The organism is Acinetobacter sp. V91_7 (assembly GCF_031799075.1).
In the GTDB taxonomy this organism is placed as follows: Bacteria; Pseudomonadota; Gammaproteobacteria; order Pseudomonadales; family Moraxellaceae; genus Acinetobacter; species Acinetobacter calcoaceticus.
The window spans coordinates 362,905-374,830 of sequence record NZ_JAVQNT010000018.1 but is presented as its reverse complement, the minus strand read 5'-3'; the positions used below and the strand labels follow the sequence as shown (position 1 = coordinate 374,830).

Genomic DNA, 11,926 nt, shown 5'->3' with positions numbered 1-11,926 from the left:
CACGTTGCTCCTTAACCGTAGAATTTTTTGTTGTTAGCAGCCATGTCACGCAACATTTGTGGCGCTTCATAAGCCTTACCTAAGTGTGCATATTTGTTGCAAAGCGCAACGTATTCAGCAACACCTGTTTGGTCGATATAACGACATGGACCACCACGGAATGGAGGGAAACCTACACCCATAATCATTGCCATATCAGCTTCAGCTGCAGTTGCAACGATGTTGTCTTCTAAGCAACGAACTGTTTCGTTACAGAAAGCAAGCATCATGCGGTCAATGATTTCTTGGTTATCAAACTCGCGTTTTTCACCCGTTACGAAAGGAGCAATGATTTCATACGCTGTTGGATCAACAGTTTTTGCTTTCTTGCCTTTCTTGTCGAGTTCGTATTTATAGAAACCAACGTCATTCTTTTGACCAAGACGTTTAGCTTCGTACATTGCTTGGATTGAACCTTTGTAGTCTGGCTTCATACGGTCTGGGAAACCTTCAGCCATCACTTCTGCACCATGTACACCTGTGTCGATACCTACAACGTCGATGAGGTAAGCAGGACCCATTGGCCAACCAAACTTAGACATTACATTGTCAACTTGCTGGAAGTCTGCGCCGTCTTTTACAAGAAGGTCAAACGCACCAAAGTAAGGGAATAATACGCGGTTAACCAAGAACCCTGGGCAGTCGTTTACAACGATTGGTGTTTTACCCATTTTTTGAGCGAGAACAACAGTAGTTGCAATTGCTTCTTCAGAAGTCTTTTCACCACGAATTACTTCTACAAGCGGCATCATGTGAACTGGGTTGAAGAAGTGCATACCTACGAAGTTTTCAGGACGTTGTAAAGCTTTCGCTAAACGCGTAATTGAAATTGTAGACGTGTTAGACGCAATAATCGTATTTTCACGAACATGCTTTTCAGTGTCTGCAAGAACGATTTCTTTAACTTTTGGATTTTCTGTAACCGCTTCGATCACGATGTCGACTTCTTTAAACTCATCGTAGCTTAAAGTAGGACGAATACGTGCAAGGGTTTCACCCATTTGCGCAGGTTTCATTTTCTTACGTTCAACTTGTTTAGTTAACAAGCTGTTCGCTTCTGACATACCTAGTGCAAGTTGTGGGTTACCAATATCTTTCATGATAATTGGTGTGCCTTTGCTTGCCGCTTGGTAAGCAATACCACCACCCATAATACCAGCGCCAAGTACAGCTGCTTGGTTTACAGGGTGAGCACCTTTTTCATGTTTCTTAGCAGTTTTCTTAACAACTTGGTCATTGAGGAATAAACCAATCAATGCACCAGCTTGTGGAGTAATCGCTGCTTTAGCAAAACCTTCAGCTTCAGCTTTTAATGCTTCGTCACGCGCAAGGCTTGCACCCGCTTGTAATGAGTCAAGTAATAATTTTGGAGCAGGGTATTGAGCCGGATTCGCTTTAGCAAGTACAGCACCTTTTGCTGTGTTGAACGCCATCATTTGTTCAAGCGGGTTCAATTTTACAGCATCAAGTTTTTCTTGACGTTTTGCTTTCCAGTTCAAACGACCAGAAATCGCCTGTTTAACTAAATCAGTTGCAGCATCAAGTAATTTATCAGCAGCTACAACAGCATCTACAGCACCATCTTTTAGTGCAGCAGCCGGTTTTTTCGGAGCAGCCATCGCCATCCATTCAACAGCGTTGTCGATACCGATAACACGGCTTAAACGTACGCTACCGCCGAAACCTGGGTAAATGCCAAGTTTAATTTCTGGTAAGCCAACCTGTGCAGCTTCTGACATCACACGGTAGTCACACACTAAACACATTTCAAAACCGCCACCTAACGCCATACCGTTAATAGCAACAACTTTTGGAATGTCTAAATCTTCAAAGCTATTGAAGATTTCGTGAACAGGCATAAGCCAGTCAACAATCGCTTTTTCACCTTGAGCGAAATTTTCACCAAACTCGGTAATGTCTGCCCCAACAATAAATGTTGATTTGCCAGAGGTAACAACTAAGCCTTTAATATCATTATTTGCTTTTACCGCAGCAATAGCAGCTTGGAAATCTTCAATTGTTGCACGGTTAAATTTATTGACCGACTCACCTTGTAAGTCAAAGCGGAATTCTGCAATTCCGTCCGAAAGCATTTGGACGGTAATGGCATTGCCAGCGTGGATCATGCCTGATCTCCTTGGTTTTGGAGGACTTCTAAATTGATGTTATGAAGCGTGTGCACAGCTTTGGTACACATTTATGCTTCGCTAATCTTACGATAACTATATCTAAAAAAAACCTGACAAGTTGTATCAAGCCGTGACGCAAGGGTCATCTTATTTTTTATTTAATTCATCTCTAGTAAATGCATAAAAGAAATCATAAAGATAGGTGTAAACCAAAGTCATTTGTTTTAATTTAATTTTTTCTTTATAACGCATTGGAATTATCAAATTTTTATATAAAAACCATTAAGTTTTAAAGCTTAACTTTTTGTCAAAAAAGTCAATTGTTCAAGTCATAGCCTATAAAAGAAAATAGGAATATGCATAAATTTTAAGTTCTTAAAGTTATGGAAAAATAACGTATATTTATTTTTTTTATTTAAAGTATGATCTCTATCATTTGACTTAATTTTTTTACATTGGCTTTTTATAAGTCAATTTTGTTAAAATTTGCGCCAATTAAATAAACCTCCGGTTTCTATTACCTTAAATATAAGGTGAAGTTGCCCCAATCTTTTAAAAGAGTAGCAATATGATTAAGTGGATCATATTAGCGATTTTTGTGATATCAGCATTGTATATCCAACATCGCGGCAAAGTGCGTCACTCGTTTTATCGTCAATTTTTTGACCATTCAACCTTGCTCGCACCGATTAACTTTTTAATGTATATCTTTTCAAAAGTGCCGAATCAGCCTTATATCGACACCCAGCATTTTAAAGATTTAAAAGTGTTGGATGAAAATTGGGAAATGATTCGCGATGAAGCAAAAGCTTTATATGATCAAGGTGGGATTAAAGCATCGAGTACTTATAACGACTTAGGTTTTAACTCATTCTTTAAAACAGGCTGGAAACGTTTTTATTTAAAATGGTACGACTCAAGTCATCCATCTGCTGCCGAGCTTTGTCCAAAAACTACGGCATTACTCAAAACATTACCGACGATTAAAGCCGCAATGTTTACTGAGCTTGCACCCGATAGCCGTTTGGTAAGACACCGTGACCCATATGCAGGTTCATTACGTTATCACTTGGGTTTAATTACACCAAATGATGACCGTTGTTTTATTGATGTCGATGGTGAAAGATACTCTTGGCGTGATGGCCAAAGTGTAGTGTTTGATGAAACTTATATTCACTATGCTGAAAATAAGACCGATCAAAACCGTATCATTTTCTTTGCAGATGTTGAACGTCCAATGAAAGTGAAATGGATGGAACGTTTCAACCATTGGTTTGGTCGTAGTGTGATGACCGCGGCAAGTTCACCGAATGAAACAGGTGGTTTAAATAAAGCATTTGGTTATGTCTACCAAATTCGTATTAAAGCCAAAGCATTAAAAGCTAAAAACCGTAAGTTATATTACTTTTTAAAATGGTTCCTGATGCTGGGGATTTTCTTCCTGATTTTTGTTCGACCATATGTATTTTAATTAAAGCGCCCGAAAGGGCGTTTTTAAATTTGATTATTTAAATAATTTGCATTTATTTTTCCGCACTTAAAAAGATGATTATTAGAGCGGATAGTATTTTTATTTAAAATTTTAGGTGAATTTTATATTAATTATTGGGATGATAATGCAACTGGTAAATATATACCTTTCTTGTACTTGATAAATTTAAAAATTTGCGTGGAATATAAATGAATACGGTGATGAAACAAGCTTTAGTAATAACTACATTCAGTGCAGCAGTAATATTGACGGGATGTGGAAAATCTAAGCCAGAGCCAAAATCAAAAACAGATAAAGTTGAGACAATTTCGGATTGGAGCTGTACACACCCTGAAAATTTAAATCAGATTCAAACCTCATTGAAAAAAGAGTATTTGAAACAAATCGAACGCAGTTTAAGACAAAGTCAATATCAGGTTGATGCGGATATCCTTAATAAAATTAATCAAGGATTGAAGTTTGAAATTAAAAATATTCGCACTTTACCATTAGAAGATGAGAGTCAAAAAAATACACAATTAAGTTGTGAAAGCCAATTGGTCGTTTCATTTCCGAAAGGTTTACAACAACGTGCGGAAAAAGCATATATTGAAGAACAGCGCTACTCTGATGAAGAATCAGATATGCTCAATGACTATTTTTCTAATAGTGATTCACCTTTGACCCTCGAACATGATCAATTGAAAGGTGACTTTTTCTATAACATCACGAAAACAGATAAAGAGGGTTTGGTGTTTAATTTGCCAAGTCAAAATACTGTGATTGAAGGAGTGGTTTTTGTTGCAACCAAAGCTGTGCAATATGCGGCTTATGTTGAAGAAAATCAGCGTTATGAAAAAAGTCGTGTAGAGGATGATAAGCAATCGGCAGAAAATTATAATGCACAGACTGAATTGGCACAGAAAGCCATGGATGTCCGTAAAAAAGAATTGGATGCTGATAAAGCTAAGCAAGTAGAACGCTTAAATCAGACTTGGGATAAATTGAGTGCTGAGAAAAAAATTCAATTTAAACAAGATCAATCCGACTGGTTTGAAAAACGTGATGTTGAGTGTAAGGTACTTGCACAAAAAAGTGTTGATGACATTGCTGAAAAAGATTTAGAAACTTATCAGAAACAATCGAATTATTGGACTGCTGAAATGAGTAAGCAAAACCAAGAGATGCAATATACACAGTGCTTTACCCAAAAAACTATAGAGCGAACGGTTTATTTAAATAATTTAAATTAATCTAAAACTATTTATAAATGCTTGGTCAATCGTGCTGAAATGGATGGGATTGACCAAGTGCCGATAAGTATTTTGATTTTGTTTGCCCCAGTAATTATAGATAAATAGTTTTATTTATTACGCCCGAAAGGGCGTTTTTTATGCTGTACAGTACTTAATATATTTTGTGACTCACTTCACAGTGCTGGCAATTTGTTACAACTATTAAAAGCCAATGAGTAATTTTGATTCTACAATGACGCGGTTTTTTCGAAGACTGGTTAGCGCAAGTAGGTTTTAAAATGGCTCATGCTCATCACGCAGTTCATGCACATGTTCATCATATCAAAGTGAGAAAAGAAGACAGTTCTCAAAGTGATTTAAAAACGAAAGTGATATTACGTAAAGCAGCTTCGACGACTGAAAAACATAAAAAATCTGATGCTAAAAGACAGCCGTCTGAAGATCAAAATATTAATTTGCACAAGTTCTCAAGTAAGCTTGAAAGTATATCTGCCAACCATAGCAAAGAAAAATGTGCCAAAAACATCCGTATTGCTTTACAAGCAGCAGGAGCAGATGTGTCTAAGCACCCAGTAGCTGCCTCTGATTGGGGGCATACGCTTGAACAAAATGGCTATAAGAAAATTAAACCTGCTTTTAACCGTCCCCAAGAAGGTGATATCTATATTATTGAGCGGACAAGTGGCCACACATATGGTCATATTGCAGGATATACAGGCAATGGCTGGTTCTCGGATTTTCGCCAAAAAACTTATGCTGTCTATAAAGAAAAAGATGTGAAATATAGCTACTATCGTCTCGATTCTTAAGCGAGTACGACATAGTCTGTCGGGCCATATCCAAATCTCTTTTCAAATTTGGCTTCTGACACGGTAAAGCACTTGAAAAGTAGTGGTTAAAACATCACATTAGGTATTCAGTATTAAGCCATGTCTGCCGATAGTGAATCAAAACGCTCGTCCCCACATTGAAAAAATTTTAGCCCACATGACCCAACTTCCAGGCGTTTATAAAATGCTAGGGAAAGAGGGTGAATTGTTATATGTCGGCAAAGCTAAAAACCTAAAAAATCGGGTATCGAGTTACTTTGTTAAAACGATTGAGCATCCTAAAACTCAGGCTTTGGTTGCACGAATTTATAATATTGAAACTTTGGTGACTCGTTCAGAAACCGAAGCATTACTTTTAGAACAAAACCTAATTAAACAACATCGTCCGCCTTATAACATCATGCTGCGGGACGACAAGTCCTATGTCTATATTTTTGTTTCGTCAGATAAGCCCTATCCTCGGCTTGCTAGCGGTCGTGGCAAAGGGAAGCATCAAATTGGTAAGTTCTTTGGACCTTATCCAAGCGCCTATAGCGCTCGCGATACTTTACTGGTTTTGCAAAAACTTTTTAATGTTCGTCAGTGTGAAAATAGCTACTTTTCACAGCGCAAGCGCCCATGTTTGCAATATCAGATCAAGCGTTGCTCTGCACCTTGTGTAGGTCTGATTTCACCCGAAGATTATAAAGAAGACGTTAATAACAGTATTCGCTTTTTGCAAGGCGACACCAAAGAGTTAAATCAAGAGCTCATTGCTAAAATGGAGCAAGCCGCGGCTGAACTCGAATTTGAAAAAGCTGTTTTTTACCGCGACCGATTGTCTTTGCTTCGTGAAGTACAAGCACAACAGGCTGTTTTTAAGGTTAAAGGTGAGGCGGATATTCTGGCAATTGCATATCAGGCTGGCGTGACATGCGTACAAATTATGTATGTACGAAATGGGCGAATGTTGGGTGGTAAAAGTTATTTCCCAGACATGCTTGGCGATGATCTTGGTCAAATGCTCAGTGACTTTATGGCTAACTTTTACTTTCAGGTTGCAGATGAAGTTCCAAATGAACTCATTGTGAATATTGCTTTACCTGACCGTAAAGAGTTAGAAGAAGCATTGGCACAGCAGTTTGGTAAGAAGGTCCAAATTAAGAGTAGTGTGCGAGAAACTCGTGCGGAGTGGCTAGAGCTTGCTGAAATGAACGTTCAACATGCCATTAAGGGACAGTTGAGTAATCATTTAGAACTCAATGAACGTTTTCATCAGTTAGAACAAGTGATTGGAAGACCAGTCGATCGTATCGAATGCTTTGATATTAGTCACACCATGGGTGAAGCTCCAATTGCATCATGTGTGGTGTTTGACCAAGGTGGTGCTCGTAAGCGTGATTACCGCCAATTTGCCATTCAAGATATTACAGGTGGTGATGATTACGCTGCCATGCGCCAAGCTTTAACACGACGTTATAAAAAAGCCATATTGCCTGATCTGTTGTTGATTGATGGCGGTAAAGGTCAACTTCACATGGCGATGGAAGTCATGCAAGAGCTTGGGCTCGATGCTTTTATGGTGGGGGTATCTAAAGGTGAAGGGCGTAAACCAGGCCTTGAAACTCTACATTTTACTGATGGCACGAAAATTCAATTACCCGAAGACAATAAAGCATTACACTTGATTCAACAGGTGCGTGATGAAGCCCATCGCTTCGCAATTACTAAACACCGAGCTAAACGTGATAAACGTCGTAGTACATCAGTTTTAGAAGCAATTCCGGGGTTGGGACCGAAACGCCGTCGAGATTTATTGACTCATTTTGGTGGGATCCAAGGTGTTTTGAAAGCTTCGGAAAAAGAGCTCACACTTGTGCCTGGTTTGGGTGAGATGATGGCAAGAACAATTTATAAAATTCTGCACGAATAAGCATAGGCTTAAAGTTCGAGTGACAAAATAATTCGCCAATTACTAAATGATTGACCATTCACATTCCAATCAAAATGATGAAATATATTTCCTAATAACACTTTCGTTTTAGGGAAAGGAATGTCATTGCTGCGATTATTTGAAGAAATAAAAGAAAAGGAATGGATTGAAATACCTGAAGGATGGTTACAAGGCCGCACGGTTTTCGGTGGTTTTGTTGCAGGGTTGTTGATGCAAAAAGCATGTTCAAATATTCACGACCCAAATAAAAGATTATTAAGTTGTAGCATTACTTTTGTTGGCCCTGTACAGCAGGGACCTGCCCAATTGACTATTGAAATTTTAAGGGAAGGAAAGTCGGTCACTACGCTTGAAACCCGTTTATGGCAAGATGGCGCGGTACAAACTATTTTGGTCGCAAGCTTTGGTGTGCCTCGCACTTCGAATATTGAAGTACGCCAAGAACCTATGGTTCCAGTATATGCACAGCCAGAAGACTTACAGCCTCTTCCTTTTGCTAGACAAATGCCAGAATGCTATCAACATTTTGATGTATGCTGGGCAGAAGGTCATTATCCTGTTACAGGAAGTCAGTATGCTGACTTTGGAGGATGGTCAAGATTTTCCCCAGAGAAGCATGAAAATCGTCAAATGACTTTGCCAGATTTAATTGTTCTGATGGATATTTGGCCACCTGGTGTATTGCCGATGTTTAAACAAGTTGCTCCTGCAAGTTCTTTAACTTGGCACATCACCTATGTACATCCGATCCAGCATCAACTATGTGACTGGTTTAAATATAAAGTGGTAACTGAATATGCTGGTGAAGGTTATTCCACAGAATATGCGCATTTATGGGATCAAAATGATCATTTAATTGCAATTTTACGGCAAACTGTTACGGTATTTACCTAAGCAGTCTACTTCCTCGATTCATATATTTCGTATAAAGTGGCTGTTACAGATAGATACAATATTGAAGAATGTATTTTTGTCTGTTACAAGATGCTTGAAGACTAAATTGGCGGTGTTTATGACCACAGGGCGAATCCTGAATATCCCAAATATCCTAACTTTGGCGCGTATCGCGCTTATACCTGTATTTTTGGTGATTGCGTATTGGCCGCCTGCAATGGGTATTGGTGAGCATGAAGGAAGTATGAGTCGTCATATTATCTTGACTGCAATTTTTGTGTTTGCTGCTATTACCGATTGGTTTGATGGCTATTTGGCACGAACTTTAAACCAGACTTCAGCATTTGGCCGTTTTTTAGATCCAGTTGCAGATAAGCTTATGGTGGCAGCAGCACTGATTGTTTTGGTGCAATGGAACCCGACCATATCAATGGCTTTTGCTGCAATTGTCATTATTTCAAGAGAAATTACAGTTTCTGCTTTACGTGAGTGGATGGCAGAGCTTGGCGCAAGAACGAGTGTGGCTGTGTCGACAGTAGGCAAATATAAAACAGCTTTTCAGATGATTGCCATCAGTGTGTTTTTACTCAATTGGCAGCCTTTAGAAATGCTGGCATATGCCTTGTTATATACCGCTGTGATTCTTACTTTATGGTCAATGTTTATTTACCTAAGAGCCGCTTGGCCTTATTTAAAGCAACCTTAATTTCAGATTGAATGATTAAGCCTTTCTATAACGAAAGGCTTTTTTATTTTCGGATAGTGCAAGAATCGGGTCGTCACCGAGCTTTAGGTACTTTAATGTAAGATATAAGTGCTAAGGAGGTGACACATGCAAATGCTTTCTTCTCGACAATTTGCTGTAATTGCCACTGTAATTGAATATTTATATGAACATCTGGACCAGCAACCTAGTCTGGACGATGTTGCGAGTCATATGAATTTAAGTTCAGGTTATATTCAACGCCAGTTTCAAGAATGGGTAGGTATTAGCCCGAAAAAATTTGTCCAATATATGAGTTTGCAACAGGCTAAATATTATCTATTACAGCAACGCAGCTTATTAGAGACTGCTTTAAACACGGGTTTGTCTGGTACTGGCCGTTTACATGATTTGTTTATTCAGCTTGAAGGCATGACGCCTGGTGAATATAAACTGCAAGGTGAAGGGGTTACACTTAATTATTCGATTGAGGCAAGCCCATTTGGTGAGCTGTTGGTTATAAGCAGCGAAAAGGGAATATGTTCTGTTCGCTTTATCGATACTCGTGAGAATATCGAAGAAATAATTAAACAGCAGTTCCCTAAAGCTCAATTAAAAAATCAGGCGCCGATTTGGCATCAACAAATTGCAGAGTGGTTCGAACACGATTTTTCAGAACACTTGCAGCACAAGCTTCCGCTTAACTTAGCAGGGACTCCGTTTCAGCTACAAGTATGGGAAGCGTTACTGACCATTCCAGAAGGGCAATTGAGGACCTATCAAGATATTGCCGAACAGATTGGAAAGCCTAAGGCTGTCAGAGCTGTTGCTACAGCAATTGGACAAAACCCGATTGCATATTTAATTCCTTGTCATCGAGTGATACGTGCAACGGGCATGGTCGGAGAATATCATTGGCAAAAGGGGCGTAAATTGGCATTGTTAGCTTGGGAGATGTCAAAGCAACATGGAGAGACCGCATGACCTTGGATTTATTTGCTCCAGAGCCTTGTGAAAATTTATTGCCCTACGATGGTGAAGTTCAGGACTATGGTTGTATTTTAAGCCCAGAAGAGGCTGAACAATATTTTCACTATCTTTACCAACATCTCGCGTGGAAACATGACGAGGCTAAGTTGTATGGCAAGCACTTTATCACCCCCCGAAAAGTGGCATGGTATGGAGATAATTATTATCAATATAAATATTCGGGTGTCATTCGTGATTCTTTGCCTTGGGATCGAGCGCTTGCCAAACTAAAACAATTGGTAGAACAGCGGCTTTCAGAAAAATTTAACTCCTGCTTGGCAAACCTTTATGAAGATGGAACACAAGGTATGGCTTGGCATAGTGATTCGGATGTTTCTTTAGCGAAAACCACAACGATTGCATCTTTAAGTTTTGGAGCTACCCGTAAATTTTCTTTTAGACACATTCAAAGTAAAGAAAAAGTTGAATTGTGGCTACAACCCGGCCAACTCATCGTGATGCGTGGTGAAACGCAACAACATTGGCAACATCGTTTAAACCGCTCAACAAAGATTTTACAGCCGCGTATTAATCTTACTTTCAGGCAGTTTCAGTTTTCATGACTTTCATTAAAAATTCGGCAAGAAAAAAGCCCATGATGGCAACATGAGCTTATTCCTCTGAGGGGGATGCTTCTATTGATGAGCTGCTGATGAAAAGAATCATCAATAAGAGCTAAAATCATAATATGAGAATATTGTGATCTATTCAATGCATTAAAATGTAAGAAAAGGTTAAATTATCATAAAGTCGGGTTTTAAATTTCACCTTTTTCAGATAACTCCATAAAACGTTGTTCAATAAGTGCTGCATTTTCTTGCAAAATTTCGGTGAGCTTTTCAACATTTAAAAAATCAAAACGATTTTTAGAAGCAACTAAAGTTAAAGCTAAAGGTACTTCTTTGTTCGAAAAACGAACTGGAACGGCAAGGCCAGAAACATTGGGGTCAATCTCACCTTGTGAGAAATAGAACCCTTGTTTTTTAATTTTACGCATACGCTGAATAAAGCTTGGTTCATCTTCAGCAAAACCTGATTGTTTTAATTCTTGCTGGTAACGATGATAGTAGTCTTGCATCCGTTGTTTACTTAAATGCGAAACCATCGTTTTTGGAGATGACCCCACGTAAATAGGTCTTGGGCAGCCTCGGCCATATGAGAGTAATTCGGTGTCTTTGAATATTTCATGGTGAATATCAATGCAATAGTCATCATTTAAATAGGTGAGCAAGCAGCACAGTTCGGTACGCTCTACAATATTTCGCATAAATGGTGTGCTGATTTGAACTAACGGATCAGTGGTTCGGGAAATATAGTCAAGAACTGCAATTTTTGAGCCTAAGGTATAATCGCCAGACGTTCCATTAATGCGTTTTAATAGATCGGTAGACACCAGTTCTTTCAGATAACGGTAACTGGTTGGTTTAGACAAGCCAAGTTCTTCGCAAATAATATCGACATTAATTATTGGACGCGAAACTGAAAATAGGTCCAGTACGGTTAAAATTTTGCCAAAACTTGAAATTGCCATAGCGTCTTGTTCGTATCCTTTAACAAAGAGTCATGTTTGAGTTCTTATAACAGAAAAAAAGAAAATTTGTCTCAATTCTAAAATAAATGCCTGATTTGAGTATTTTACTCT

General features: G+C 38.7%; 12 protein-coding genes. 9 read left to right on the top strand and 3 right to left on the bottom strand.

Annotated features, from left to right (window positions below; genetic code table 11):
• Positions 1-11: 11 nt before the first annotated feature.
• Positions 12-2,165 (bottom strand): fatty acid oxidation complex subunit alpha FadB, encoded by a 2,154-nt coding sequence (gene fadB / locus RMB03_RS02400; RefSeq protein ID WP_017388496.1) that lies wholly within the window; start codon positions 2,163-2,165, stop codon positions 12-14.
• A gap of 150 nt (positions 2,166-2,315) precedes the next feature.
• Positions 2,316-2,432, bottom strand: coding sequence for a hypothetical protein (locus tag RMB03_RS02395; protein WP_100222434.1), 117 nt, complete (start codon positions 2,430-2,432; stop codon positions 2,316-2,318).
• A 304-nt stretch (positions 2,433-2,736) separates the two neighbouring features.
• Here RMB03_RS02395 and lpxO point away from each other — a divergent pair, with 304 nt between their 5' ends.
• From lpxO to RMB03_RS02345, 9 genes are all read left to right on the top strand, one after another.
• Complete coding sequence (lpxO, locus tag RMB03_RS02390; RefSeq protein ID WP_311073559.1) at positions 2,737-3,639, top strand: lipid A hydroxylase LpxO; 903 nt, start codon at positions 2,737-2,739, stop codon at positions 3,637-3,639.
• A 90-nt stretch (positions 3,640-3,729) separates the two neighbouring features.
• Positions 3,730-3,852, top strand: a complete 123-nt coding sequence (locus RMB03_RS02385) for a hypothetical protein (RefSeq protein WP_080547775.1) — start codon at positions 3,730-3,732, stop codon at positions 3,850-3,852.
• Positions 3,849-4,892 carry a DUF1311 domain-containing protein gene (locus RMB03_RS02380; RefSeq protein ID WP_311073557.1) on the top strand — a complete coding sequence of 348 codons (1,044 nt, stop codon included), beginning with the start codon at positions 3,849-3,851 and terminating at the stop codon, positions 4,890-4,892. Before RMB03_RS02385 ends, RMB03_RS02380 begins: the two co-directional genes overlap by 4 nt.
• Before the next feature lie 281 nt (positions 4,893-5,173).
• Entirely contained in the window at positions 5,174-5,704 is a 531-nt protein-coding gene (locus tag RMB03_RS02375) for a CHAP domain-containing protein (protein ID WP_311073554.1), read from the top strand.
• A gap of 133 nt (positions 5,705-5,837) precedes the next feature.
• On the top strand, positions 5,838-7,637 hold the full coding sequence (gene uvrC, locus RMB03_RS02370) for an excinuclease ABC subunit UvrC (RefSeq protein WP_311073552.1): 1,800 nt from the start codon (positions 5,838-5,840) through the stop codon (positions 7,635-7,637).
• A 120-nt stretch (positions 7,638-7,757) separates the two neighbouring features.
• Positions 7,758-8,552: a thioesterase family protein gene (locus RMB03_RS02365; protein ID WP_056483147.1), complete on the top strand. Its 795-nt coding sequence runs from the start codon at positions 7,758-7,760 to the stop codon at positions 8,550-8,552.
• A 118-nt stretch (positions 8,553-8,670) separates the two neighbouring features.
• A complete protein-coding gene (pgsA, locus tag RMB03_RS02360; protein WP_005037212.1) occupies positions 8,671-9,258 on the top strand; it encodes a CDP-diacylglycerol--glycerol-3-phosphate 3-phosphatidyltransferase in 588 nt (195 codons plus the stop codon).
• Between the two features lie 126 nt (positions 9,259-9,384).
• Complete coding sequence (locus RMB03_RS02350; protein ID WP_336622874.1) at positions 9,385-10,239, top strand: methylated-DNA--[protein]-cysteine S-methyltransferase; 855 nt, start codon at positions 9,385-9,387, stop codon at positions 10,237-10,239.
• Positions 10,236-10,847 carry an alpha-ketoglutarate-dependent dioxygenase AlkB gene (locus RMB03_RS02345; protein ID WP_003654553.1) on the top strand — a complete coding sequence of 204 codons (612 nt, stop codon included), beginning with the start codon at positions 10,236-10,238 and terminating at the stop codon, positions 10,845-10,847. The genes RMB03_RS02350 and RMB03_RS02345 overlap by 4 nt, the downstream gene beginning before the upstream one ends.
• A 194-nt stretch (positions 10,848-11,041) precedes the next feature.
• On the opposite strand, the gene RMB03_RS02340 is transcribed toward RMB03_RS02345, so the two are convergent.
• Positions 11,042-11,815 carry an IclR family transcriptional regulator gene (locus tag RMB03_RS02340; protein ID WP_003654555.1) on the bottom strand — a complete coding sequence of 258 codons (774 nt, stop codon included), beginning with the start codon at positions 11,813-11,815 and terminating at the stop codon, positions 11,042-11,044.
• Between the last annotated feature and the right edge of the window lie 111 nt (positions 11,816-11,926).